Annotated in this window: 21 protein-coding genes; 12 read left to right on the top strand and 9 right to left on the bottom strand. The window is 68.1% G+C overall.

Annotation, left to right across the window (positions count from 1 at the left end):
* Positions 1 to 2: 2 nt before the first annotated feature.
* Both ABS88_RS08530 and ABS88_RS08525 read left to right on the top strand, forming a co-directional pair.
* The gene (locus ABS88_RS08530; protein ID WP_067106473.1) at positions 3 to 917 is read left to right on the top strand and encodes a hypothetical protein; all 915 of its coding nucleotides are present in this window, start codon (positions 3 to 5) and stop codon (positions 915 to 917) included.
* A complete protein-coding gene (locus ABS88_RS08525) occupies positions 914 to 2281 on the top strand; it encodes a sensor histidine kinase (protein ID WP_076074976.1) in 1368 nt (455 codons plus the stop codon). The genes ABS88_RS08530 and ABS88_RS08525 overlap by 4 nt, the downstream gene beginning before the upstream one ends.
* Positions 2282 to 2362: 81 nt before the next feature.
* On the opposite strand, the gene ABS88_RS08520 is transcribed toward ABS88_RS08525, so the two are convergent.
* Positions 2363 to 3646, bottom strand: coding sequence for a citrate synthase (locus tag ABS88_RS08520; protein ID WP_067106471.1), 1284 nt, complete (start codon positions 3644 to 3646; stop codon positions 2363 to 2365).
* A gap of 39 nt (positions 3647 to 3685) precedes the next feature.
* Positions 3686 to 5155, bottom strand: a complete 1470-nt coding sequence (gene gltX / locus ABS88_RS08515) for a glutamate--tRNA ligase (protein WP_286749617.1) — start codon at positions 5153 to 5155, stop codon at positions 3686 to 3688.
* Between the two features lie 119 nt (positions 5156 to 5274).
* Between gltX and ABS88_RS08510 the strand changes: the two genes are divergently transcribed.
* Positions 5275 to 7383: a ComEC/Rec2 family competence protein gene (locus ABS88_RS08510; protein WP_234002654.1), complete on the top strand. Its 2109-nt coding sequence runs from the start codon at positions 5275 to 5277 to the stop codon at positions 7381 to 7383.
* On the opposite strand, the gene lexA is transcribed toward ABS88_RS08510, so the two are convergent.
* The 7 genes from lexA to ABS88_RS08475 all read right to left on the bottom strand — a co-directional run bounded on the left by lexA (position 7337) and on the right by ABS88_RS08475 (position 15163).
* Positions 7337 to 8011, bottom strand: a complete 675-nt coding sequence (gene lexA, locus ABS88_RS08505; RefSeq protein WP_067106468.1) for a transcriptional repressor LexA — start codon at positions 8009 to 8011, stop codon at positions 7337 to 7339. The genes ABS88_RS08510 and lexA overlap by 47 nt on opposite strands.
* A gap of 99 nt (positions 8012 to 8110) precedes the next feature.
* A complete protein-coding gene (gene trpC / locus ABS88_RS08500; protein ID WP_076074984.1) occupies positions 8111 to 8896 on the bottom strand; it encodes an indole-3-glycerol phosphate synthase TrpC in 786 nt (261 codons plus the stop codon).
* A gap of 31 nt (positions 8897 to 8927) precedes the next feature.
* The gene (trpD, locus tag ABS88_RS08495) at positions 8928 to 9926 is read right to left on the bottom strand and encodes an anthranilate phosphoribosyltransferase (RefSeq protein WP_076074986.1); all 999 of its coding nucleotides are present in this window, start codon (positions 9924 to 9926) and stop codon (positions 8928 to 8930) included.
* Positions 9923 to 10513 carry an anthranilate synthase component II gene (locus tag ABS88_RS08490; RefSeq protein WP_076074989.1) on the bottom strand — a complete coding sequence of 197 codons (591 nt, stop codon included), beginning with the start codon at positions 10511 to 10513 and terminating at the stop codon, positions 9923 to 9925. Before ABS88_RS08490 ends, trpD begins: the two co-directional genes overlap by 4 nt.
* A 62-nt stretch (positions 10514 to 10575) precedes the next feature.
* Positions 10576 to 11640, bottom strand: coding sequence for an alpha/beta fold hydrolase (locus ABS88_RS08485; protein WP_076074991.1), 1065 nt, complete (start codon positions 11638 to 11640; stop codon positions 10576 to 10578).
* Positions 11641 to 11697: 57 nt separating this feature from the next.
* The gene (gene trpE, locus ABS88_RS08480; protein ID WP_076074993.1) at positions 11698 to 13215 is read right to left on the bottom strand and encodes an anthranilate synthase component I; all 1518 of its coding nucleotides are present in this window, start codon (positions 13213 to 13215) and stop codon (positions 11698 to 11700) included.
* Between the two features lie 4 nt (positions 13216 to 13219).
* Entirely contained in the window at positions 13220 to 15163 is a 1944-nt protein-coding gene (locus ABS88_RS08475; protein ID WP_076074994.1) for a peptidylprolyl isomerase, read from the bottom strand.
* A gap of 202 nt (positions 15164 to 15365) precedes the next feature.
* Between ABS88_RS08475 and tpiA the strand changes: the two genes are divergently transcribed.
* The 9 genes from tpiA to dnaE all read left to right on the top strand — a co-directional run bounded on the left by tpiA (position 15366) and on the right by dnaE (position 26294).
* Positions 15366 to 16118, top strand: a complete 753-nt coding sequence (gene tpiA / locus ABS88_RS08470; RefSeq protein WP_076074996.1) for a triose-phosphate isomerase — start codon at positions 15366 to 15368, stop codon at positions 16116 to 16118.
* Positions 16119 to 16238: 120 nt separating this feature from the next.
* Positions 16239 to 16676, top strand: a complete 438-nt coding sequence (gene secG, locus ABS88_RS08465; RefSeq protein WP_076077762.1) for a preprotein translocase subunit SecG — start codon at positions 16239 to 16241, stop codon at positions 16674 to 16676.
* 102 nt (positions 16677 to 16778) lie between these two features.
* The gene (gene pyrG / locus ABS88_RS08460) at positions 16779 to 18413 is read left to right on the top strand and encodes a CTP synthase (protein WP_076074998.1); all 1635 of its coding nucleotides are present in this window, start codon (positions 16779 to 16781) and stop codon (positions 18411 to 18413) included.
* 37 nt (positions 18414 to 18450) lie between these two features.
* Positions 18451 to 19137, top strand: a complete 687-nt coding sequence (locus ABS88_RS08455; RefSeq protein ID WP_067106455.1) for a Crp/Fnr family transcriptional regulator — start codon at positions 18451 to 18453, stop codon at positions 19135 to 19137.
* 535 nt (positions 19138 to 19672) lie between these two features.
* On the top strand, positions 19673 to 20923 hold the full coding sequence (locus ABS88_RS08450; protein WP_076074999.1) for a lipoprotein-releasing ABC transporter permease subunit: 1251 nt from the start codon (positions 19673 to 19675) through the stop codon (positions 20921 to 20923).
* Complete coding sequence (locus ABS88_RS08445) at positions 20916 to 21593, top strand: ABC transporter ATP-binding protein (protein ID WP_067106451.1); 678 nt, start codon at positions 20916 to 20918, stop codon at positions 21591 to 21593. Before ABS88_RS08450 ends, ABS88_RS08445 begins: the two co-directional genes overlap by 8 nt.
* A gap of 185 nt (positions 21594 to 21778) precedes the next feature.
* Positions 21779 to 22258: a glutathione peroxidase gene (locus tag ABS88_RS08440; protein WP_076075001.1), complete on the top strand. Its 480-nt coding sequence runs from the start codon at positions 21779 to 21781 to the stop codon at positions 22256 to 22258.
* Positions 22259 to 22269: 11 nt separating this feature from the next.
* Positions 22270 to 22713 (top strand): GNAT family N-acetyltransferase, encoded by a 444-nt coding sequence (locus ABS88_RS08435; RefSeq protein ID WP_234002653.1) that lies wholly within the window; start codon positions 22270 to 22272, stop codon positions 22711 to 22713.
* Positions 22714 to 22805: 92 nt separating this feature from the next.
* Positions 22806 to 26294: a DNA polymerase III subunit alpha gene (gene dnaE / locus ABS88_RS08430; protein ID WP_076075004.1), complete on the top strand. Its 3489-nt coding sequence runs from the start codon at positions 22806 to 22808 to the stop codon at positions 26292 to 26294.
* Positions 26295 to 26485: the final 191 nt, after the last annotated feature.

Here is a 26485-nt window from a genome sequence, read left to right as displayed (position 1 = left end):
GCATGAGTGACTCTTCCGCCTTTTCCGGCATCGCCCTGCCGTCGCCGACGCTGTCGGCGCGTCTCGGCGATGTTGCCGCGCATCTGGCGGCGCCGCTGACCGACCGGCTGACCGAGGAACAGCGCGCGCTGACCCTCGGAATCGCGCGCCGGCTCGTCGGTGAGGCGGCCGCAGCGCTCGGTGTGCGAATCGATCCGGCAGCGCTGTGGCATGACTGGCTGGTACAAGGGCTGCCCGGCGCCGAACGGCTCGCCGCGCCCTGTTTCGCGCGCGCGGAAGAGCATCGCTGGCGTGCGCTGCCGGCGCTGCATCGCGACACATCCTCACCGGCCGACGGCGTGAGCGACACGGACGCGGCGGATGCGCCCCCGGCCGCTCCGCAGGCACCGCTTGCGCCGGTTGACAAGGCCTATCTCGACCTGACGATCGCCGACCGGCGCCGCTTCGATGCCTTGGGCAATCCCTGCATCGCGGTTGCGGACCTCGACCCCGAAATCTATCGCGCGCTGTTGGACGACGTCGTGGAGTGGCAGGCACACGCCGGAGTGGATACGAACGCAGTCGCCGAACTCGATGACGCGGCCTGCGCCGCCGCGGCGCGTCAGGCATCCGAAAGCGGGATCGACGCCGCCGCCGCCGCCTATCACACGGCGCTTGTCGCGGAGGGGGCGCTGTCCGATGCCGCCGCCGCCGCGGCGATGCGCCATGACTGGCCCGCGCTGATCGGCCTTGCCGCCGCTGCGCATCGCCGTCCCTATGGAGAGATGGCGCTGGCGCTGGTGAGCGCGGAAGCCGCCGCCCTGCCACCACTGCTCGCGCCGCTGCGTATCGACCGCGGGGCGATCGCCCCGATCGAGGCATCGCTGGCGCGCGTGCCCGCCCGGGCGCTTGCCGGGGCGCCGGAGGGGGAAGGATGAGCGAGCGGATCGTCCGGGGCCGGGTCGACCGGTCGGGCGCGCTGGTCGGCGGCGACGCGCCGCTGCTGCGCCTTCAGCAGCGCGCGGGCGGCGGACTGAACCGGCCGCTGGCGCTGCCGCATCTGGCGCGGCTGGTCGCGCTCGCGCAACGGCTGCAGCGCGACGTCAGCCGCCCGCTCCACGCCGCCGACGATCACAGCGACATTTTTGCGCTCGTCCGCATCCTGCCCGATGCCGACGGTGCGAGCCTCGAAATCAGCGACTGGCGAGCGCGTCCGACCGCCGAACCGCAGGGGCCGGCGATCGCCGATGCGGTCGAGCCGCAAGGGTGGGCGTGGGAGTGCGATCAGCATCTGCGCATGGTCGCCCTGCGTGCAGGTGTCGAAGCCCCGGCGATCCCCGGCGGCTGGGCCGGTCATTCGCTGTCCGAACTGTTCGAGTTGCAGCCCGACGGCGATGGTCGCTTTCCGGTGCTGCGCGCGCTGGCACGGCAGGCGCCGTTCGCCGACCAGCGGGTGCGCGTCGAGGGGGAGGACGGTCCGCTGGCGATGCACTTGTCGGGCGAAGCGCTGTTCGATGCGACCGGGCGTTTCACCGGCTTTCGCGGTATCGCGACGCCTGATAAAGGGGCGGCGGCGGATGCAGCCGCGCCGGCGCGCGTCGATCCTGCCTTCGGATCGCTGCCGCTGTCCGACCCGCAGTTCGGCCGCCGCATCGACGGCGCGCTGCGCGGGCCGCTGAGCCGGATCATCGCGACGGCCGAGACCATTTCGGGGCAGTTCGACGGTCCGATCCGCGCCGATTATGCCCGCTATGCCGGCGATATCGCGCATGCGGGGCGCCACCTGCTCGGACTCGTCGACGACCTTGCCGACCTCCAGAATATCGAGCGGCCGGGCTTTCGCGCGGCGCGCGACGAGATCGACCTCGGCGATCTCGCGCGCCGTGCGGTCGGGCTGCTCGGCATGAAGGCGGAAGAGAAGAGGATTCGCATCGACGCGCCGCGCCTCGACGACAAGGCGCCCGCGTGGGGCGAGTTCCGCCGCGTGCTGCAGGTGCTCCTCAACCTGCTCGGCAACGCCATCCGCTATTCGCCTGAAAATTCGCAGATATGGATTCGCGTCGATCGCGAGGGCGACCGCGCGACCGTGACCGTTGCCGATCAGGGGCAGGGGATTGCGACGGATCAACAGGATATGGTGTTTGAGAAGTTCGAGCGGCTCGGCCGCACCGACAGCGGCGGATCGGGGCTCGGCCTCTACATCGCGCGCCGTCTCGCGCGCGCGATGGGCGGCGACCTGACCATCGACAGCGCGCCGGGGCAGGGTGCGCGCTTCACGCTGAGCCTGCCGGCGCGGGATTAGGACCAGAGCGGGGGCCGATGGCTTGCGCCCCCGCCTTCGCGGGGACGCGGAACCCAGCGGTAGCTTGAGCGCCGAATGGGCTCAGCGCTGCTCCACCGACACATAGGGACGCTGCGTCGCGCCGGTGTAGAGCTGGCGCGGGCGGCCGATCTTCTGCGCGGGGTCGGAGATCATCTCGTTCCACTGCGCGACCCAGCCGACGGTGCGGGCGAGCGCGAACAGCACGGTGAACATCGTCGTCGGGAAACCGATCGCCGACAGGATCACGCCCGAATAGAAATCGACGTTGGGGAACAGCTTCTTCTCGACGAAATAATCGTCGCTAAGCGCCATTTCCTCGAGCTGCAACGCGACGTCGAACACCGGATCGCTGACGTTCAGTGCCGCGAACACCTCGCGCACCGTCTTTTGCATCACGGTCGCGCGCGGGTCGTAGTTCTTGTAGACGCGGTGGCCGAAGCCCATCAGGCGGAACGGATCGTCCTTGTCCTTCGCACGCGCAATATATTCGGGGATACGCTCGGGGCGGCCGATCTCGCGCAGCATGTTGAGCGCGGCCTCGTTGGCGCCGCCATGCGCCGGGCCCCATAGGCAGGCGATGCCCGCCGCGATGCAGGCAAAGGGATTTGCGCCCGACGAGCCGGCGAGGCGCACGGTCGAGGTCGAGGCATTCTGTTCGTGGTCGGCGTGGAGGATGAAGATGCGGTCGAGCGCGCGCACCACCGCCGGATCGACCTCATAATCCTCGGCCGGGACGCCGAAGGTCATGCGCAGGAAATTGTGGGTGTAGCCGAGGTCGTTGCGCGGATAGACGAAGGGCTGGCCGACCGCATATTTATAGGCCATCGCCGCGATCGTCGGCATCTTCGCGATCAGCCGGTGGCTGGCGACCATGCGCTGGTGCGGATCGTGGATCTCGGTCGAATCGTGATAGAAGGCCGACAGCGCGCCGACGACGCCGCACATGATCGCCATCGGGTGGGCGTCGCGCCGGAAACCGCGATAGAAGGTCGCGAGCTGTTCGTGCAGCATCGTGTGGCGGGTGATGGTGTTGTCGAACTTTTCCAGTTCGCCGGCGGTCGGCAGCTCGCCGTTGAGCAGCAGGTAGGCGACCTCCATGAAGCTCGAATGCTCGGCGAGCTCGCCGATCGCATAGCCGCGGTGGAGCAGCACGCCCTCGTCGCCGTCGATATAGGTGATCTTCGATTCGCAGCTCGCGGTCGAAGTGAAGCCCGGATCGTAGGTGAAGGCGCCGGTCTGGGCATAGAATTTGCGGATGTCGACGACATCGGGACCCACCGTGCCCTTCAGCACCGGATCTTCGACGGTCTTGTCGCCCAGGGTGATTTTTGCGATGTCGGTCATTGTTCTTCCCCTGATCTGTAAGGGCGGGAGCCGTTGCGGCTACGCCCCTGCCGGAAAATTGTGCGCTGCGTCAAGTCGTGCCAGGCTCGCATCGCGTCCCAGCAGCAGCAGGACGTCGAAAATTCCCGGCGATACCGACCGTCCGGTCAGCGCGGCACGCAGCGGCTGGGCCAGCTTGCCGAGCCCGACTCCGGCCGACTCGCTCGTCTCGCGGACCGCCGCCTCGATATCTTCGGCGTTCCAGCCGGTCAGGGCGCGCAGCCTTTCGGTGGCATCGGCGAGCAGGCCTTCGGGCGCATCTCTTAGCAGCCCCGCGGCCTTCTCGTCCACTTGCAGCGGCAGCGTCTCGAACAGGAAGAGCGCGCCTTCGGCGATCTCGTCCAGCGTTTTGGCGCGCGGCTTGAGCGCATCCATCGCCCGCACCAGCACCGCGTGCTCGGCATCGTCCAGCGGTCGCCCGATGCGCCGCTCGACGCGCGGCGCGACAAGGCCGGCGAGCCGCGCGTCGTCGGCCTCGCGGATATAATGGCCGTTCAGATTCTCGAGCTTCTTGAAATCGAAGCGCGACGGCGAGCGGCCGACATGCGCGAGATTGAACCACTCGATCGCCTGTTCGCGGCTGATGATCTCCGCATCGCCGTGTCCCCAGCCGAGACGGAGCAGATAATTGTTCACCGCTTCGGGCAGGTAGCCGAGTTCGTCGCGATAGGCATCGACGCCCAGCGCGCCGTGCCGTTTCGACAGCTTGGCGCCGTCGGCGCCGTGGATCAGCGGCACATGCGCATAGACCGGCTCGCGCCAATTCTCGTGAGATTCGGCCATCGCGTGGATCAGCGCCCGCTGGCGGAAGGCGTTGTTGAGATGGTCGTCGCCGCGGATGACGTGGGTGACGCCCATGTCGTTATCGTCGACGACGACGCTCAGCATATAGGTCGGCGTGCCGTCGCTGCGCAGCAGGATGAAATCGTCGAGTTCGGCATTCTGGACGGTGACCTCGCCCTGGACGCGGTCGCGGATCGTCGCCGCGCCGTCCTGCGGCGCGCGCAGGCGGATGACGTGCGGCGCGGCGGGATCGCCGTCGTCGCGGTCGCGCCATGGGCTGCGGACGCGGAAGGGGACGCGCTTCTCCTGCGCCTCGGCGCGCATCGCGGCCAGCTCGTCCTGCGTCAGATAGCAGCGATAGGCCGCGCCCTTCGCGAGCAGTTCCTGCGCGACCTCTGCATGGCGGCCGGCGCGCGCGAACTGGAAGACGGCGTCGCCGTCCCAGTCGAGGTCGAGCCAGCGCATCCCGTCGAGGATCGCGTCGATCGCGGCCTCGGTCGACCGCGCGCGGTCGGTGTCTTCGATGCGGAGCAGGAACTTGCCGCCATGGTGCCGCGCGAACAGCCAGTTGAACAGCGCGGTGCGCGCGCCGCCGATATGGAGGAAGCCGGTCGGGGAGGGCGCGAAGCGCGTCACCACGTCGGTGCCGGTCGCTTCGGCGGGATCGGTCTTGTTTTCGGTTGCCACTCTGGCCTCTTTCACTCACCTTGCGGCCCCGGGCGGGGACCGGGGACGATGTCGGGGCAGCCCCTAGCATGGCGACAAGGAGGCTTCAAACGCCCATTGGGGAAAGCGCGGCCGCCGCGTTGCGGCGCGCCTTCGCGTGGCTGGAGGACCGGCTCGACCGCGAGCGCGAGCGGTTGGGACTGTGGCTGCCGGTCGCGCTGTCGGCGGGGATCGGCTTGTGGTTCGCGGCGCCGGCGCGCGCGCAGTGGATCGGAACGCTGTTCCTTCTCGGCGGGGGCGTCTGCGGCGGCTTGCTGATCGGCTGGCAGCGGCGGACCGGGCGCAGCCTTGCGATCGCCTGCGCCACGATGGCTGCGGGGCTGCTGCTGATCTGGGCGCGCGCCGCGTGGGTCGCGGCGCCGGTGCTCGCCTATCCGGCTACGACCGAATTTTCGGCGGTGGTCGAAAGCGTCGAACCGCTGCCGGCGCGCGGCACGGTGCGGATGATCGTGCGGCCGCACGGGCGCGCCGACCTGCCGCCGCGGGTCCGGCTGACGCTGAGCGGCGAGCGCGCGGCGGGGATCGCGCCCGGCGAGTCGATCGGCCTGCGCGCGCGGCTGATGCCGCCGCCGGCGGCCAACCTGCCCGGCGGCTACGACTTCGCCCAGCGCGCCTGGTTCGACGGCATCGGTGCGGTCGGGACGGTGCTGGGAGAGGTCGCGCGCGCGCCCGGAGCGGGCGAGCGACGCCAGCCGCTGCGCGCGCGGCTCAGCGCACATATCCACACCGCGGTGCCGGGATCGCCCGGCGGTGTCGCCGCGGCGCTCGTCACCGGCGACCGTGGCGCGATCGCCGAGACGGATGACGAGGCGATGCGCCGCAGCGGGCTTGCGCACCTGCTGTCGATCAGCGGCCTGCACGTGACCGCGGTGATCGGTTTCGTGATGCTGCTCGCGATGCGGCTGCTCGGGCTGAGCCGGCGCCTCGCGCTGGCGGGGCATGTGTTGCCGCTGGCCGCCGCCGCGGCGGCGCTGGCCGGGGCGGGCTATACCTGGCTTGCCGGAGCGGAAGTGCCGACGCTGCGTTCGTTGATCGCGGCGCTGCTCGTGCTCGCCGCCTTCCTGATGGGGCGCGAGGCGATCACGCTGCGCCTCGTCGCGGCGGGTGCGCTGCTCGTGCTGCTGTGGCGCCCCGAAGCACTCGCCGGACCCAGCTTCCAGCTCAGCTTCGCCGCGGTGACGGCGATCATCGCATTGCACGAAAGCCGCTGGATGCGCACGTTCCTGGCGCGGCGCGACGAAGGCACGGCGCTTCGTCTGCTGCGCGCCGCGGCGGGATTGCTACTGACGGGGCTGGTCGTCGAGGTCGCGCTGGCGCCGATCGCGCTGTTCCATTTCCACAAGGCGGGGCTTTACGGCGCGCTCGCCAATATCGTCGCGATCCCGCTGACGACCTTCGTCATCATGCCGATGGAGGCGCTGGCGCTGCTGTTCGACGGCGTCGGGCTCGGCGCGCCCTTCTGGTGGGTCGCCGAACAGGCGCTGCGGTTGCTGATCGCGCTCGCCCACCGGGTCGCTTCGGCGCCGGGAGCCGTCGCGACGCTGCCCAGCTTTCCGCCGGGCGGTTTCGCGCTTGCGCTGTTCGGCGGCCTGTGGCTGCTGCTGTGGCAGACGCGCTGGCGGCTCGCCGGGGTGGCGCCGCTGCTGGCGGGGGCCGCCATCCTGCTCGCGCAGCCGCGTCCCGACCTGCTGATCTCCGGCGACGGACGCCACATCGCCGCGGCCGTTCCCGGCGGCGGCTATGCGCTGCTACGCGCGCGGGCGGGGGACTATATCCGCGATTCGATGGCCGAAGCGGCAGGGATCGACGTCCCCTTCACCGCGCTCGCCGATCTCGACCATGTCGAATGCAACGCCGATTTCTGCCGCTGGCGGCAGGGGCAGGGCGCGACACGGCGCATCATCCTCGCCGCGCGTGGCCGCGACCGCATCGATGGCCGCGCCATGGCCGCCGCCTGCGCCGCGGCCGACGTGGTGATCAGCGACCGCTGGCTGCCACGCGAATGCATCGGGCGCTGGCTGACGATCGACCGCGACAGTCTGGAAGCGAGCGGCGGTCTTGCGCTCTATCTGGGCGAGCGACCGCATGTCGCCACCGCGCTGCGCGCCGGCGACGCGCATCCGTGGCGGCGACCGCAACAGGTCAGTGGTAACGACGAAGCAATCCCGACAGGCGGCCCTGCACGATGACGCGCTCGGCCTCGTAGCGCTGCGGTTCATAGGCGCTGTTCGCGGGATCGAGCCGGATCATCGGCCCTTCGCGGCGGAAATATTTGAGCGTCGCATCCTGTCCGTCGACGAGCGCGACGACGATATCGCCTTCGCGCGCGGTGTTCGCCTTCTGGATCAGCGCATAGTCGCCGTCGAGAATCCCCGCTTCGACCATCGAATCGCCCGACACTTCGAGCGCATAATGCTCGCCCGCGCCAAGCAGCGCGGCGGGAACCGAAAGCTGGTTGTGATCCTCGAACGCCTCAATCGGCACGCCGGCGGCGATGCGGCCGTGCAGCGGGACCTCGATGATGTCGTTGGCGGCGATCGGCTTCAACGCCGGCGCCGGCTTGCGCAGCGGCACGACGGTGTCGCGCGCCGGCGCCTTCGCCGCCTCGGGCAGCTTGAGCACTTCCAGCGCGCGGGCGCGATTGGGCAGGCGGCGCAGGAAGCCCCGCTCCTCGAGTGCGCTGATCAGCCGGTGGATGCCCGATTTCGACTTGAGCCCGAGCGCATCCTTCATCTCCTCGAACGAAGGCGAAATTCCGCTCGCGTCGAGGCGCTGCTGGATGAAGTGGAGCAGTTCGTGCTGCTTCGCGGTCAACATCTCTCGGTCTCCATGCTGTCAATGGACATATAGAGAACGATAGTGGAACAGAGCGGAACTTGTCAAGCGATGACGGAGCGGCTTGAGCCGTGGACGCCGTCAGCCCTCCAGCAACGTCCGCGTCGCTACGGTTACGTCCGCCTGCCGCATCAGGCTTTCGCCGACCAGAAAGGCATGGACGCCGCTCCTGGCGAGGCGCTGGCAGTCGGCATGGGCGGCGATGCCGCTTTCGCCGACGAGCAACGTGCCCGGTGGAACGCGCTTCGCAAGCCGTTCGGTGACGGCAAGGTCGGTCTCGAAGGTACGAAGATCGCGGTTGTTGACGCCGATCAGGCGCGATCGGAGGTGGGTGAGTGCGCGGTCGAGCTCGGCCTCGTCGTGCACTTCGACCAGCACGTCCATGCCGCGTTCGAGGGCGGCCGCCTCGATCTCGCGCATCGGCCCGTCGTCGAGGGCGGCGACGATGATCAGGATCGCGTCGGCGCCGATCGAGCGCGCTTCGGCGACCTGCCACGGGTCGATCATGAAATCCTTGCGCAGCACCGGCAGGTTGCAGGCGGTGCGCGCGGCGATCAGAAATTCCTCATGCCCCTGGAACCACGGCGCGTCGGTGAGCACCGACAGGCACGCCGCGCCGCCGGCTTCATAAGCGCGCGCATGGTCCGCCGGATTGAAATCCTTGCGGATCAGGCCCTTGGAAGGCGAAGCTTTTTTGATTTCGGCGATCAGGCCGAAGCCGCCCGCCGCGATCTTCGCCTCGAGAGCCGCCGCGAAGCCACGCACCGCGCCCGCGTCGATCGCATCAAGCTGCGTCACCGATCGGCTCTTGCGGCGCTCGGCGACCTCTTCGGCCTTGGTGGCGAGGATTTCGGTCAATTTGTTCATATGGAATGCTTTTCCGGGCGCTGGGCGTCATTCATCGGTAGGCGATCCAGCAATCGAGCAGCGCGTTGGCAAGCCCCTTGTCGATCGCCTCGGCGGCTTCCTCGACCCCGTCGACGAGGCTGTCGACCGCGCCCGCGACGACAAGCGCCTCGGCGGCGTTGTAGAGCACCGCGTCGCGATAGGCGCCGTGCTCGCCCCGCAGCAGGTCGCGCAAGGCCCTGGCATTATAGCTGGCGTCGCCGCCGCGGATCGCAGCGATCGGATGCGAGGGCAGACCGGCGTCGGCCGCGGTGCTGCGCTGCATCTGCACGCCGTCGGGCGTCACCACCGCCACCTCGTTACCGCCCGCGAGCGACAGCTCGTCGAGCCCTTCGTCGCCCGAAATGACGCGCGAATGGTCGGTGCCGAGCCGGTGCAGCGCTTCGGCATAGACCGGAACATAGGCGGGGCGCGCGATGCCGATGAGCTGGCGCGTCACGCGCGCCGGATTGGCGAGCGGCCCCATCAGGTTGAAGATGGTGCGGCGCGCCAGCGCCTGACGGATCGGCTGGATGCGCTTCATCGCCGGATGATGGTTGGCGGCAAAGAGGAAACAGATGCCGAGGTCGGCGAGCTGCGCCTCCGCCATCCGCCCGGCGCGCTCCATGTCGAGCCCGAGCGCCTCGAGCGTGTCGGCCGCGCCGGATTTCGAGGAAGCGGCGCGATTCCCGTGCTTTGCGACGGGAACCTCGCACGCCGCGACGACGATCGACACCGCGGTCGAGACGTTGAGCGTGTGGTGGCCGTCACCGCCGGTGCCGCAGACGTCGATCGCGCCCGCGGGCGCCTGGATCGGGATCAGCCGCTCGCGCATCGCCTGCGCCGCGGCGGCGATCTCGATCATCGTCTCGCCGCGATCCGAAAGCGCGGAGAGGAAGCCGGCCACCTCCTCGTCGCGGCCGCCGCCGTCGAGCATCGTTGCGAAGGCATGCGCCGCCTCGTCGGGTTCGAGGAAGCGGGCGGGGTCGGGAAAGGGGCCGAAGCGGCTCATGCCGCCTGCCGCTCGGCGACCGGCAGCCCCGCCAGCCGCATGAAATTGGCGAGCATCGCGTGGCCGTGCTCGGTGGCGATGCTCTCGGGGTGGAACTGCACGCCGTGGATCGGCAGTTCGACATGGCGAAAGCCCATCACCGCGCCATCGTCGCTCGTCGCATTGATCGCGAGCGCGGCGGGAATGTCGACCACTTCGAGGCTGTGATAGCGCGTCGCGGTGAGCGGCGAGGGCAGGCCGGCGAACAGCCCGGTGCCGTCGTGGCACACCGGCGAGGTCTTGCCGTGCATCAGGTGACCGCGCTGCACCGTGCCGCCGAAATGCTGGCCGATCGCCTGATGACCGAGGCATACGCCGAGCAGCGGCCGTGCCGCATCGGCGCAGGCGGCGACGAGATCGAGGCTGATCCCGGCTTCGTTCGGGGTACAGGGGCCGGGGGAAATGAGGATCGCCTCGGCGCCGCTCGCCAGCGCCTCGGCTGCGGTGAGCGCATCGTTGCGTTCGACGCGCACCTCTGCCCCCAGTTCGATCAGATAATGAACGAGGTTGAAGGTGAAGCTGTCGTAATTGTCGATGACCAGGATCATGGCGGCGGGCCGTATCGCTTTTGAGAGGCGAGGGGAAGGGATAGAAGCTTTCCGGCGGCCGATCACTCCGCCATCAGCTTCACGAGGTCGTCTTTCCAGAATTTCGCCCAGCTGTGCGTGCTGTGACCCTTCGTTTCGGGGCTGGCCGGGATCAGGACGAATGTCGCGCCGGGCATGCGTGCCGCCGCCTTTCCGGTGATCCCGTAGCCGGGCTGGTTGATGAAATCGTCGGCGGAGTTGATCCACAGCATAGGCACCGTGATCTTTTCGAGGTTCGACCACGGATTGTAATTGCGCGACGAATCAAGCTGGTAGATCGTGTCATTTGCATCGCCGCGAGCGAATGTGCGCGCGAACGCCTCATCCTTGTAAGCCTCCGCCGCGGCGCGCGTCGGATATTGAGCCTGCAAGGCATAGGGATTGGAGCCCGCGATCAGCATGAGCGAGGCCACGGTGCGCAGGCCCGCGAGCGGCGGATCGGTGTAGTTGCCGTCCTTCCACAGCGGATCGGCCTTGATCGCGTCGATCGACAGCGCGCGCCACATCCGGTTCACGCCGGCAATTTCGACAGGCAGGCACGCGAAGGGCGCCAGCCTTTCGGCGAAACCCGGATGCATCTCGCCCCAGACGAAGGCGTGCATGCAGCCCATCGAGGTGCCGAGGATCAGCTTCAGCTTCGTCACGCCGAGCTTTTCGGTGAGCATGCGGTGCTGCGCGGCGACCATGTCGTCATAGTCGTAGCGGGGAAATTTCATCCGCAGGCCGTCGCTGGGCTTCGACGAGCCGCCATGGCCGATATTGTCGGGCAGGATGATATAATATCTGCTCGTATCGAGCGGCTGGCCGGGGCCGAAAAGCTCGTCGGCGAACTGGGGCTGAAAGAACTGCTTCCCGGTCCCGCCGGTGCCGTGGAGGATCATCACGGCGTTGGTGACATGGCCCTGTTCGTCGCGCTGCGGCTTGCCGAGCGTCGTATAGTGAAGCCTTAGCTCGGGCAGCTTTTCGCCCGTGCCGAAGGTGAAATCCTTGAGGATCGCATCGCCTTCGACGGCACCTTCGACCGTCTGGGCGTGGGTCGGGGCGATGCCGCCGAGCAGCAGGGCGAGCGGAGCGAGATATTTCAGCATGGCGGCGACGCTAGCGCGTTTGCGCGCCGGATTTAAGCCCTCTTCGAGAAGCGGCGATCATTGCCCGTAACCCGGCGTTCCCGCGATCCGCACCGCCTCGCGCGCCGCGGCGAACAGCGCGCCCGCCTTGGCCTCGCACTCGCGCTGTTCGTAGGCGGGGTCGCTGTCGGCGACGATGCCCGCGCCGGCCTGCGCATGCATGACGCCGTCCTTGACGATCGCGGTGCGCAGCACGATGCAGCTGTCCATATTGCCGTCGGGCGCGAAATAGCCGACGCCGCCCGCATAGGGCCCGCGCGCCTGGGTTTCGAGTTCGGCGATGATCTGGCAGGCGCGGACCTTCGGCGCGCCGCTGACCGTGCCCGCCGGAAAGCCTGCGAACAGCGCGTCGATCGCGTCCTTGCCGGGCGCCAGGCGGCCGATGACGTTCGACACGATGTGCATGACGTGGCTGTAATATTCGACCGTATAGCTGTCGGTGACGGTCACGCTGCCCCCGGTCGCGGCGCGGCCGACGTCGTTGCGGCCGAGGTCGAGCAGCATCAGATGCTCGGCGCGCTCCTTGGGATCGGCGAGCAGCGATTCGCGATTCTCGGCATCCTCGGCGCTGGTGCGGCCGCGCGGGCGGGTGCCGGCGATCGGCCGGATCGTGATCTCGCCATCGCGCACACGGACGAGAATCTCGGGCGACGAACCGATCAGCGCGAAACCCGGCAGGTCGAGGAAATAGAGGAAGGGGGAGGGGTTCACCCGCCGCAGCGCGCGATAGAGGTCGAAGGGCGGCAGGTCGAACGGCGCCGAAAAGCTTTGCGACAGCACGACCTGAAAGATGTCGCCGGCGCCGATATACGTCTTTGCGGCGCGCACCATGCGCGCATAATCGTCGGGCGCGGTTGCGGGGGTGGCGACGATCGCGGCCGGGTCGATGCGGGTTTCGGCGCGCGCGCCGTGCGCGCTGGCACTGGCGAGGCGCGCGGCGATCGTCTCGATCCGCTCCTGCGCGTCGTCGATCATCCGGTCGATCGCGCCGTCCGCATCGGGCCAGATCGGCGCGATCAGAAACAGTTCGTCGGCGAGCCGGTCGAAGACGAGAATCGTCGTCGGGCGCACGAAGATCATGTCGGGCAGGCCGAGCCCCGGTCCGGCCGCGCGCGGAATCCGCTCGACGAGGCCGATCGTCTCATAGGCGAAGAAGCCGACGAGCGTCGCCAGCGCCTTGGGCAGTCCCTCCGGCACCGCGAAGCGGCATTCGGCGACGAGGTCGCGCAGTGCCTGGAGCGCCCCGCCCGCGACCGGGCGAAAGGCGGCGCGGTCGCGGCGCCATTCGCGGTTGATCCGCGCGGCGTCGCCCGTCACCTCGAACATCAGGTCGGGATCGAGGCCGATTAGGCTGTAGCGGCCGCGCGTCTCGCCGCTTTCGACCGATTCGAGAACCCAGTCGCCGCGGCCCGGCTCGATCAGCTTGAGGGCCGCCGAAACCGGCGTTTCGACGTCGGCGATCTGGCGCTGCCAGACCACCGCGCCGCGTCCCTGCGCCAGCGCTTCGAGCGCTGCGGATCGGCCTTCGAGCGTCATGGCGCTATTCGACGGCGGCTGCCGTGCCGCTCAACTCCTGGCGAAGCTGTTCGAGCAGGTCCTTGTCGATCTTCACCCGGACGCGACGCTTGGCCTCGGCGGCAAGCTGCTCGACCAGTTCGCTGCCGAAGGCCGGGCCGAGCGGCTGGGCGATGGCGGCGACGCGCGCGGGGTCGATCTGCTTGGGATCGGGGCGGTCGACATGGCCGAGCGAAATCACCATCCAGCCGCGGTTGCCTGGAATTTCGAGCGTCTTCACGCTGCCCTGCGCCATCGAAAAGAGCAGCGCGAGTTCGGGCGGGACGCCCTGACCGTCGCGGCCCAGTTCGGCGCGGCGGCCGCCGATCGTCTGGACGTTGCCGATATTGGGGCCGGCGGCGCGTACCGCTTCGGCCAGGCTCTTGCCGCCTTCGACCGCCTTGGCGATCGCGCGTGCCTTGTCGCGCGCGACCTTCTGCCCCTCGGCAAAGCGCCAGTCGGTCAGCAGGTCGCCGCGAATCTGCGCAAAGGGCGGCGGTGCGGCGGCGACGACCGACTTGACGGCGAACACCGCGAACTTCTCGTTCTCGACGAGCGTCGCGATCTGGCCCTCGCCCTCGTTCCCCTGAAAGGCCTGCGCGACCATCGGCGCCAGTTCGGGCGGCAGAGTGAAATCGGACGGTCCGGCCGGACGCCCGCTCGGCAGCAGCGGCGGGGTCTCGACGAGCTTGAGCTTGCGGTCGCTGGCGACCTCCTCGATCGCGGCGCCGCCGTTCACGGCGTCCTGGATGGCGTTGTAATAATCGACGATCGACTCGTTCGCCTTGTTCTTTTCGAGCTCGGTGCGAATTTCCGGCGTCGCTTCGGCCAGCGTGCGTGCCGGCTGGGCGATGATGTCCTCGACGCGCGTGACGGCCCAGCCGAGGCCGGTCTGCGTCGGGCCGAGCAGGTCGCCGCGCTTGGCGGCGAAGGCGGCCTTGGCCATCGTATCGCTCGTCATGGCGGTATAGGCCGAACGGGTGAGCGCGCCGGTGGTCGAGGCCGAAAGCCCGGCGGCCTGCGCCGCGGCCTGGATGGTCGCGCCGCCGCGCACCTTCGTGGCGATGCCGTTCGCCGTCGCCTGGTCGGGCGCGATCACCTGCGCGAAGCGACGGGTCTCGCTCGCGGAGAAGCGCGCCGCATTCGCCTTGTAATAGGCGGCGACTTCGTCGGCCGCGACCTCCGGAACCGGCGCGGACGCGCGATCGAACAGCGCATATTGCAGCACGCGGCGTTCGGGCACCGTGAATTTGGTCTTGTTCTGCGCCAGATATTTGCGCAGCGCGTCGTCGCCCGGATCGGTCTTTGGCGCAAAGGCGCTCGACGGGATGAAGGTCGCGTCGCCGCGGCGCGCCTCTAGCAACAGCGCCGCATAGGGCTGCGCCATGCCCGGCGCGAGACGGGCGACGGTGCCGATCGGCGCGGCGAGCTGTTCGACGAAGAGCTGCTGGCGCAGGTCGCGGCGAAGCTGTGCCTCGCTGATGCCGTTTTCGCGCAGGAAGGCCTGGAAACGCGTCTGGTCGAACTTGCCCGACACGCCCGCGAAGACGGGCAGGTCGGCGATGCGTCCGTCGACCAGCCGCTTGCTGGTGCCGAACCCCAGCTTGGCCGCGAACTGTTCGAAGGCGGCGCCCTCGATCAGCTGGTTCAGCACCTGATCGAGTCCGCCCGATTCGACGAAGGACGCCATCGTCATCCCCGGCTGATCCTGCCGCGCCTGATTATAGGCGAGGCGGACGCGGTCGCGTAGCTCGCCGACGCCGATCTCGGTGTCGCCGACCTGCGCGACGTTGGCGCCGCCGATGCCGCCGAAGGTGCCGCTGCCGGTCACGTCGCTGAGCGCGAAGGCGAGACCGACGACGACGACGAAGGCGAGCGCGAGGAACTTGCCGATGGCGGAGCTGAAGAGATTGCGGATGGCGGTGATCATGAAGCGGGCATTCTTTCGGCGAAGCGCGGCATCGCGCGGCTTGGCGCTGCTTTAGGCGGGAGGCGGGGCGGCATCAAGGCGGGAAAGGGCCTTTTCGTCTGCCGGTTCATCCGCCGACGTCCTTCGCATGCGCACGGCTTCCTTTCCCCGGCGCGCACCGCTAGGGCAGGCCCATTCACAGGTTCAACAAGGGAAAGAGGCAATGGCGCGGCGCAAATATGTGGTCGGCAACTGGAAGATGAACGGGCTGAAGGCGGCGCTGGACGAGGCGCGGGCGATCTTTGCCGGCGCGGCGGATCATGCCGCGGTCGACGTCGCGCTGTGTCCGCCCTTCACCCTGATCGGCGCGATGGCGGACGCGGCGCCGGGGGCGGCGGTCGGCGGGCAGGACTGCCATGCCGCCGCAGCGGGCGCCTATACGGGGTCGGTCGCGGCGCCGATGCTGGCCGATGCCGGTGCCCGGCTCGTCATCGTCGGGCACAGCGAGCGGCGCGAAGGGTTCGGCGAAAGCGACGCCGATGTGAAGGCGAAGGCCGAAGCGGCGCTCGCCGCCGGCCTGTCGGTTATCCTGTGCGTCGGCGAACCGCGCGACGTGCGCGAATCGGGGGGCGCCATCGCCTATGTGCTGGCGCAGGTCGCGGGCTCGCTGCCCGCCGCCTTCGATCCCGCGCGCCTCGCCATCGCCTATGAGCCGATCTGGGCGATCGGCACCGGGCTGGTGCCGACCGTCGCCGATGTTGCGGCGATGCACGGCGCGATTCGCGCCAGGCTGGGCGAACTGTCCGGTCCGGCGGCGGCGGAGGCGATGCGTCTTCTCTATGGCGGGTCGGTGAACGGCGACAACGCCGCCGAACTGCTGGATGCGGGCGACGTCGACGGCGCGCTGGTCGGCGGGGCGAGCCTGACCGCCACCAAGTTCCTGCCGATCGTCGCGGCGGCGGCGCAGTTGGGGTGATCGCGATCGCCGCTGCGGCCCCGCGGCGGCGACGTATGGCTTGAAGCGACGCGGCTTCGTCTCTATGTGCGCCGCGGGCGCGGTCCGTTTGGGGGCCGCGCGAGCTTTCGGGAATCGTCGATGTCGAGCCTCTTTACCTTCCTGCTGGTCGTCCAGGCCGTGATCGCGGCCACGATGATCGGCGTCATCCTGATGCAGAAGTCGGAAGGTGGCGGATTGGGCGTCGGCGGCAGTCCGGCGGGTCTGCTCTCGGCGCGCGGCGCGGCGGATTTCCTGACCCGACTGACGACGATCCTCGCGACGCTGTTCGTCGGTCTGTCGATCCTGCTTGCGGCGATGGCCTCGGTCGGTCGCGACGGCTCGACGATCGATACCTCGCTGTCGAAGACCGCGCAGCCATCGAGCGGCACGGCGGCGCCGTCGATGACCGGCCCGGCACCCGAAGCCCCCGCCCAGGCGGCTCCGGCCGCCCCGGCGAGCGACGATCCGCTGGCGGCGGCCGCTGCCGCGGCAAGCCAGGACGCCGCCCCGGCGCAGACGCCGCCCGCCAAGAAATAAGCGGCTTCGGCCCTGTCCACCCCGCGTCGCGGAAAATATTTCCGCGGCGACCGATTCGGCGGCTTGCGCCGTCCCCCTCCTGTTGAGTAAGTCTTTCCTCCCATGGCGCGGTTCATTTTCATCACCGGCGGCGTGGTCTCCTCCCTTGGCAAAGGTTTGATGGCGGCTAGTCTCGCGGCTTTGTTGCAGGCGCGGGGCTATCGCGTCCGCATTCGCAAGTTCGACCCCTATCTGAACGTCGATCCGGGCACGATGTCGCCCTATCAGCACGGCGAGGTCTATGTGACCGACGACGGGGCGGAGACCGACCTCGACCTCGGCCATTACGAGCGCTTCACCGGCGTCGCGGCGCGGCAGAGCGACAATGTCACCTCCGGCCGCATCTATCAGGACATCATCGCCAAGGAACGGCGCGGCGACTATCTGGGCGCCACGGTGCAAGTGATCCCGCACGTCACCGACGCGATCAAGGCCTTTGCCCGCGCCGAGACCGACGACCTCGATTTCGTGCTGTGCGAGATCGGCGGCACCGTCGGCGACATCGAATCGCTGCCCTTCATCGAGGCGATCCGCCAGCTTCGCAACGACGTCGGGCGCGAGAATACGGTTTCGGTCCACGTCACGCTGGTCCCCTATATCGCCGCGGCGGGGGAGCTGAAGACCAAGCCGACGCAGCACAGCGTGCGCGAACTCGCCTCGCTGGGGGTGCAGCCCGACATCCTGCTGTGCCGCTGCGAAAAGCCGCTGCCCGACAGCGAGCGCGCCAAGATCGCGCAATTCTGCAACGTGCGGAAGGAAGCGGTGATCCCGGCGCTCGACGCCGACTCCATCTATTCGGTGCCGGTGCAATATCATGGCGAGGGGCTCGACAGCGAGGTGCTGCGCGCCTTCGGCATCGCCGATGCGCCCGACCCCGACCTGACCCGCTGGTACGACATCATGGACCGCAAGCGGAGCCCCGAGGGCGAGGTGACGATCGGCGTCGTCGGCAAATATGTCTCGCTGCCCGACGCCTACAAGTCGCTCAACGAGGCGCTGACCCACGGCGGCCTCGCCAACCGGGTCAAGGTCAATATCCGCTGGCTCGACGCCGAGATGTTCGAGGACGGCGAGGCCGACCTCGCCGCCAAGCTGGAGCCGATGCACGGCATCCTCGTTCCCGGCGGTTTCGGCGAGCGCGGGTCGGAAGGCAAGATCGCGAGCGTGCGTTTCGCGCGCGAACGCGGCGTGCCCTTCTTCGGCATCTGCCTCGGCATGCAGATGGCGTGCATCGAGGGGGCGCGGAACACCAGCGGCATCGCCAGGGCTTCGAGCACCGAGTTCGGCCCGACCGACGAACCCGTCGTCGGGCTGATCACCGAATGGATGGGCGCCGAGGGGCTTCAGAAGCGCGGTGCCGATACCGACATGGGCGGGACGATGCGCCTCGGCGCCTATGAGGCGAAGCTGTCGCCGAACAGCCATGTCGCCAGCATCTATGGCGCCGACACGATCAGCGAACGGCACCGCCACCGCTACGAGGTGAACGGCGCCTATCGCGAGCCGCTCGAAAAGGGCGGGCTGGTCTTTTCAGGGCTGTCGCCCGATGGCATGCTGCCCGAAATCGTCGAGCGGCCGGACCATCCGTGGTTCATCGGGGTGCAGTTCCATCCGGAGCTCAAGTCGAAGCCCTTCGATCCGCATCCGCTGTTCAAAGGCTTCATCGAAGCGGCGGTGAAGCAGAGCCGACTGGTCTGACGCGCCGGAGTGGGGCAACTGGAAGGACGTACAGGCCATGGATCACGCGAAACTTGCCGAACTCCAAGGCCCCGACTCCATTTTTTCCGGCCTGACGCTTCAGGATTGGGCCGACATCGCCGGCCGCGCGGTCCACATGCACTTCGCCAAGGGCAAGGAATTGCTGGCGCAGGGCGAGGCGGGCGACAGCCTGTTGATCCTGACCGAGGGCAGCGCGCGCGTATCGATGCTGACCCCGAACGGGCGCGAGATCGTGCTGGCCTATGCCGAACCGGGCGCGGTGCTGGGCGAGATCGCGCTGCTCGACGGCGGCGAACGGACCGCGTCGGTGACGGCGACGAGCGCCGGCAGCGCGCTCCAGCTCGGGCGCAACGCGATGCGCGATTTCGTGACCAGCCACCCCGATTTCGCATGGTCGCTGATGCACCAGCTGGCGCGGCGGCTACGCACTGCCGACCAGACGATCGAAAGCGACCGTGCCTATGCCTCGGGACCGCGGCTCGCGCGCTACCTGAAGCGCCTGATCCGCAAGGACGCGGGCGACGCCGCGCAGCGCCTCGAGCTGTCGCAGACCGAACTCGGCAATTTCGCGGGGATGAGCCGCGAACATATCAACCGCCAGCTGAGAAGCTGGGAGGAATCGGGGATCATTTCGCTTGAGCAGGGCCGCGTGCGCGTGCTCGACCCCGACATGCTGGAGGATATCAGCGAGAGCGAGGGGTAGGAGCGGCGCGCGGCAGCGGAACCTATCTCCCCTCCCGCAGGCGGGAGGGGCAGCGAGACTTGCGAACTTGTTCGTCAGTCGCAGCGGGGTGGGCCGTTGCGGCGTGGCTGCCCACCCCCAGCCCCTCCCGCAAGCGGCAGGGGAGGTGCCGGCTTGCCCCGGCTTCCATTCGTGTCCGGACTTCGCTTGTCCGCGACCCGAATCACAACGCCCGGGCCTCTATCGAGACCCGGGCGCCAGTGACGAACGTCGCCATCCCCCTTGTGCGCAGACCGGCGAAGGATCTGCACTCCCTGGAGCCGGGCCTTTGGCCGCGTTGAACCAGAAGTCATCGGGCTAGGGCGACGATGGCGCTTTGTCACCCTCTGGCACGCGCGGATCGCCGCTTTTGCCCGCGGCTGTGGCGGATGGGCAACAGATTATGCGAATGATTCGCAAATGAACGGCGGTCACCGCCCATTGCCAGCGGGCGGAGGCGCCCGTAAAGCAGCGGCATGCATGACCTTCCCTTGCGCTCCAGAAGGCCGGTTTTCCGATGATCCTGCGTCCTTACGAGCGTGCCATCTTCAAGCGCTACATGCTCCCGCAACGCGGCGAAGGCTTCATTTTCGTCGCCGCGGCGTTCAGTTTCGTCGCGGTGACGCTGGGCGTCGCGGCGCTCGTCATCGTGATGAGCGTGATGAACGGCGTGCGCGCCGACCTGTTCGACAAGATCGTCGGGCTCAACGGCCATGCGGTAGTGCAGGGATTCGGTGGGCGGCTCGACGACTGGCAGGGCGTGCTCAAGCAGGCGAAAGCCACGCCCGGCGTCGTTTCCGCGACGCCGCTGATCGAGCAGCCCTTGCTCACCACCTTCGGCGGCCGCGTCGAAGGCGTGCTGGTGCGCGGGATGACCGTCCCCGACATCCGTCGCAACGAGACGCTGGGCGGCAAGGTGTTGCAAGGCAGCCTGGATACACTGACGCCGGGATCAGGCAATGTCGCGATCGGCAGCGAACTGGCAAAGAATCTCGGCGCCACCGTGGGGTCGAACATCACGATCATCAACCCGGCGGGCCGTTCGACGCCCTTCGGCACCGTCCCGCGCGAAATCGGCTATCGCGTCTCCGCCATCTTCGAGATCGGCGTCTATGATTTCGACAAGGCCTATGTCGTGATGCCGATGGAGGATGCGCAGTTGCTGCTCCTCACCGGCGACCAGGTCGGGATGATCGAGGTCAAGGTGACCGATCCCGACAAGGTCGGCCCGATCCTTCAGCCGCTTGCCGAGAAGGTGGCGGCGAAGGCGGTCATTTCCGACTGGCGGTCGATGAACAGCGCGCTGTTCGAGGCGCTGTCGGTCGAGCGCGTCGCGATGTTCGTCATCCTGTCGCTGATCGTGCTGGTCGCCGCGTTCAACATCGTCTCCTCGCTGATCATGCTGGTGCGCGCCAAGACGCGCGACATGGCGATATTGCGCACGATGGGAGCGCCGCGCGACGCGGTGCTGCGCATCTTCATGGCGATCGGCCTGTCGATCGGCATCGCCGGGACCCTGTTCGGCATGGCGCTGGGGTTCAGCCTGCTCTATTTCCGCCAGGGCGTCCTGCGCGGCGCCGAGTTCGTCACCGGCCAGCCGCTGTGGGACCCGTCGATCCGCTTCCTCGCCGAACTGCCGTCGAAGCCCGATCCGTTCGAAATTGCCGGCATCGCGGTGATGGCGATCCTGTTCAGCTTCCTCGCGACGCTCTATCCGGCGTTCAAGGCGGCGAACACCGACCCCGTGCAGGTGCTGCGCTATGAATGATCTGGCGCTGGAACTGATCGGCCTGCGGCGCAGCTTCACGCAAGGCGAGGTGACGATCGACGTGCTGCGCGGGGTCGACGCCAGCCTGCGCCGCGGCGAGATCGTCGCGCTGCTCGGCCCTTCGGGATCGGGCAAGTCGACGATGCTGCAGGCCGTGGGCCTGCTCGAAGGCGGCTTCGAGGGAACGATCCGCATCGACGGCGAGGACGTCACGCGCTTCGATCAGGGGCAGCGGACAAAGACGCGGCGCGAGAAGATCGGCTTCGTCTATCAATTCCACCATCTGCTGCCCGATTTCACCGCACTCGAGAATGTCGTGCTGCCGCAGTTGATCCGCGGCGCCGACCAGGCCGAAGCGGAGGGCCGGGCCGCCGACCTCCTCGCCCGGCTCGGGCTCGCCGAGCGGCTGCATCATAAGCCGAGCAAGCTGTCGGGCGGCGAGCAGCAGCGCGTCGCCGTGGCGCGCGCGCTGGCGAACCGGCCGCTGCTGGTGCTTGCTGACGAGCCGACGGGCAACCTCGACGAGGCGACCGCCGACCGGGTGTTCGAGCAGTTCGTGGGGCTGGTGCGCGACCATGGCTCTGCGGCGCTGGTCGCGACGCACAACGAGCGGCTGGCGGCGAAGATGGACCGCGTGCTGCGCTTGCACGAAGGGCATATCGAGGCGTAGGCAGACACCTCCGCTCCCGCTTGCGGGAGGGGCAGCGAGACTTGGTCCGGCGCAGTCGGGCCTAGTCGCAGCGGGGTGGGCTAACGACGGCATGGTTCTGCCCACCCCGTTGCGAGTAGCGAGCAAGCTCGCAACTCTCACTGCCCCTCCCGCAGGCGGAAGGGGGTGAAAAAGGGAGAAGGCGAATGACGCTCTACGATCTTTCGGCGCCGCTGCCGGACGGCGGGACGAAACCGATGGCCGATTATCGCGGCAAGGTGCTGCTGATCGTCAACACCGCGTCGAAATGCGGCTTTACCCCGCAATATAAGGAGTTGGAGGCGCTTTACCGCGATTACAAGGATCGCGGGTTCGAGGTGCTGGCCTTTCCCTGCAACCAGTTCGGCGCGCAGGAGCCGGGCGACGCCGACGAAATCGCCAATTTCTGTTCGCTCACCTATGACGTGAGCTTTCCGGTGATGGCGAAGATCGACGTCAACGGGTCGGGCGCCGACCCGATCTTCAAGCATCTGAAGGACGAGAAGACCGGCCTGCTCGGAAGCGGGATCAAGTGGAATTTCACCAAGTTCCTGGTGGATCGCGAGGGCAATGTGGTGTCGCGCCACGCCCCGACCACGCGGCCGGAATTGCTGCGCGAGGAAATCGAGGCGTTGCTGGGAGCGTGACCGGCGGCACGGTGATTCGTCGGGCCCGGCCCGACCAGGTCGAGGAAATTCGCGGCCTGACGTTGCGGGCCTATGCGAAATGGATTGGCGTCACGCCCGTCAAGCCGCGTCCCATGACCGCCGATTATGACGCCGCGATCCGCGACCATCGTTTCGACTGCCTCTATCGCGACGGCACGCTTGCGGGGCTTGTCGAAACGGTGCCGCAGGCGGACGAATTGCTGATCGTCAATGTGGCGATCGAACCGGGCCATCAGGGTCACGGCCTCGGCACCCGCCTGATGCGCCATGCCGAAACCCTGGCGGCCGAGGCAGGGCTGCGCGCGACGCGGCTCTACACCAACAAGCTGATGGCGGAGAATATCGCCCTTTACGAGCGGCTGGGCTACCGATTCGAGAAGGAAACCCGGCACGGTGAGATCATCGCGGTTCACATGGTGCGCCCGCTGCGGTGACGGGCCTCACTTCTTCGGGCGTGGCGCTCCACTCGACGATTTTGTGAAACCGGCCATGGTCGAATCGCCTCGGGCGCATTAGCGTCGCTCGCATGGCCTACAGCCCCCTCGTCCCTCTGCGCGTCTTTTCCAGTTTCACCATGCTGGAGGGGGCGATCGACCCGAAAGCCATTGCGAAGGCCGCGCGCGAGCGCGGGTTCCCGGCGATCGCGATCGCCGACCGCAACGGGCTTTACGGGGTTATGGCGTTCGGCGACGCATGCAAGGCGGCGGGGGTACAACCGATCGTCGGCACCTTCCTGTCGGTCGCGCGGCCGGGGCAGCGCCTGCCTAATGGCGCGCCGCTGATCGACTGGCTCGCGCTCTATGCGCAGGACGATATGGGCTACGACAATCTCTGCGCGCTCGTTTCGGCGGCGCATCTCGACCGGCCGATCGAGCAGGATCCGCACGTTGCGCTGTCGGCACTCGCGGGAAAGACCGACGGGCTGATCTGCCTGACCGGCGGCGGTGAGGGGGCGCTCGCACGCCTGCTCGCCGATGAACAGGCGAGCGCGGCGGAGGCCTATGTCGAACAGCTCGAAGCGTTGTTCGGCGGGCGCCTCTATATCGAACTGTCGCGCCGGGGGGAGGCAGTCGAGATCGCGGCCGAAAATGCGCTGATCGACATGGCCTATGCGCGCGCGCTGCCTCTCGTCGCGACCAACCCCGCCAATTTCGTCGAGCCGCAATTCCACGCGGCGCACGACGCGATGCTGTGCATCGCGCAATCGGCCTATGTCGAAAGCGAAGACCGCCGGGTGTCGAGCCCCGAGGCGTGGCTGAAGCCCGCCGAAGCGATGGAGGATGCCTTCTCCGATCTGCCCGAGGCGATCCGCAACACACTCGTCGTCGCGCAGCGCTGCGCCTTCATGGCGCCGAAACGCAAGCCGATCCTGCCCAGCCTCGCCGGTGACCGCGAGGGCGAGGCGGCGCAACTGGCGCGCGATGCGCATGCCGGGCTTGAGGCGCGGCTGGCGCTCTATCCTGACCTCAGCGAGGAAGAACGCAATGCCTATGTCGCGCGGCTCGATTTCGAGGTCGGCGTCATCACCCAGATGGGATTCCCCGGTTACTTCCTGATCGTCGCCGACTTCATCAAATGGGCGAAGGCGCACGATATCCCGGTCGGGCCGGGTCGCGGTTCGGGGGCGGGCAGCCTCGTCGCCTGGTCGCTGACCATCACCGACCTCGACCCGCTCAAGCTCGGGCTGCTGTTCGAACGCTTTCTCAATCCCGAGCGCGTGTCGATGCCCGACTTCGACATCGACTTCTGCGAAACGCGGCGCGGCGAGGTGATCCGCTACGTGCAGGAGAAATACGGCCGTGACACGGTCGCGCAGATTATCACCTTCGGAAAGCTGAAGGCGCGCGCGGTGCTCAAGGATACCGGCCGCGTCCTCCAGATGAGCTATGGCCAGGTCGACCGGCTGGCGAAGCTGGTTCCCAACCATCCGACCGATCCCTGGACGCTCGAACGCGCGCTGAACGGCGTGTCCGAGTTGATGACCGAATATAAGCAGGACGATGGTGTCCGCCGCCTGTTCGACATGGCGCGCCAATTGGAAGGCCTGCCGCGTCACAGCTCGACTCATGCCGCGGGCGTGGTGATCGGCGACCGGCCGCTCGACCAGCTCGTCCCGCTCTATCGCGACCCGCGCTCGGACATGCCGGTGACGCAGTTCGACATGAAATATGTCGAGACCGCGGGGCTGGTGAAGTTCGACTTCCTCGGCCTCAAGACGCTGTCGGTGCTGAAGGAGGCGCGGCGGCTGCTCGCGCTGCGCGGGGTCGACGTCGATCTCGATCAGCTCGCGTGGGACGATCCGAGGGTCTACGAACTGCTCCAGCGCGGCGACACGGTCGGGGTGTTCCAGCTCGAATCCGAAGGGATGCGGCGGACGCTGTCGGCGGTGAAGCCGACCAATTTCGGTGACATCATCGCGCTCGTCGCGCTCTATCGGCCGGGACCGATGGACAATATTCCGCTGTTCGGCGCGCGCAAGAACGGGCGCGAGGCGATCGCCTATCCGCACCCGCTGCTCGAGGGCATCCTCGCCGAAACCTATGGCATCTTCGTCTATCAGGAACAGGTGATGCAGGCGGCGCAGATATTGGCCGGCTACAGCCTCGGCGGCGCTGACTTGCTGCGCCGCGCGATGGGCAAGAAGATCAAGGCCGAGATGGACGCGCAGCGCGAGACCTTCGTCAAGGGCTGCGGCGAGCATAACGGCATCGACGCCAAGACCGCGAACGAGTTGTTCGACTTGATCGACAAGTTCGCCGGCTATGGCTTCAACAAGAGCCATGCCGCGGCCTATGCGCTGCTCTCCTATCAGACGGCCTGGCTGAAGGCGCATCACCCGCACGAATTCTTTGCCGCCTCGATGTCGTTCGACAGTCACCAGACCGACAAATTGTCGGTGTTCATCGACGACATGCGCCGGCTCGACATCGCGATCGCGCCGCCGTCGATCAACGAGAGCGAGGCGGATTTTTCGGTCGGCCGCACGGAGGACGGGCTCGCGGTGCGCTATGCGCTCGGCGCGCTCAAGGGCGTCGGCGAAAAGGCGATGGAGGCGCTGGTCGCCGAACGCCGCGCCAAGGGCGATTTCGCCAGCCTCGACGATTTCGCGGGGCGTATCGATCCCAAGCAACTCAACCGGCGCCAGATCGAGGCGCTGGCGGGGGCGGGCGCGTTCGACTGCGTCGAGCCCGACCGCCCGCGCGCCTATGCCGGGGCCGAAGCGCTGCTCGGCTGCGCGAACAGCTCGGCGCACGAGCGATCGACCGGGCAGGGCGGGCTGTTCGGCGGCGATGTCGATCTTGCGCCCGTGCTGCAGCTTCCCGCGGCCGAGCCATGGACGCTCGGGGAGCGGATGACGCGCGAGAAGGAGGCGTTCGGCTTCTATTTCTCGGCCCATCCGGTCGAGCAATATGAAGCGATCCTCGCCGCGCGCGGCGTGCGTACCTATGGCGACATCTGCGACAATGTCGAAATGACGCCGGGCACGCGCATCCCGATGACGATGGCGGCGATGGTTGAAAACGCGCGCGCGCGCGTGTCGCAGCGCGGCAACCGCTTCCTCAACCTGACACTCTCCGACCGAAGCGGCCAGTTCCAGTCGAGTTGCTTCGACGAGGGCGCGGGCAAGGTGCTGGAAGCGCTCGCAGCGGAAGGAGGCTGCGCGCTGCTGTCGGTCGAGCTCGACCTGCTGGAGGGCGAGGAGACGCCGCGCGTGACGGTGCGCGGCGCGCAGTCGCTCACCGACATCGCGGCGACAGCCGCCTTGCAACTGACCTGCCGCGTCGAACTGGCCGAGGCGATGGCCGAGATGGCGGCACTGCTCGAACGCCGCGACGATGCGCGCGGCCGGGTCGTCATCGATACCCGCGATCCGTTGACCGAACGCGATGTTCGCGTCGAACTCGGCCGCGGGTTCGCGCTGGGACCCGACGTCGTCTCGCGGCTCGAAATGATCGCGGGCGTAAGCGACGCGGCGCTGTCGCTCGTCGCGCCGCGCGAGTTCCGGGTGCGGTAGCGTAGGGGCCGCGCCGCTAAGCTGGAAGCGAACAGCAGGCAGGCGGTTTTGTAATAAAATTGCGACTAACGCCCCAATTGCGCCTTTTACAGTAGCTGATTCCCGTCGAACGCGCGCCCCGTCGGTGCGTGAGGCCTTGCATCGAGTGCGCGTCACGCCCTATCGCTGGGACAAATAATCTGGAGGGGTGC

The organism is Sphingopyxis sp. SCN 67-31 (assembly GCF_001725095.1).
Note: the sequence above shows the minus strand (reverse complement) of the source record. Positions and strands in the feature narration are given on the sequence as shown.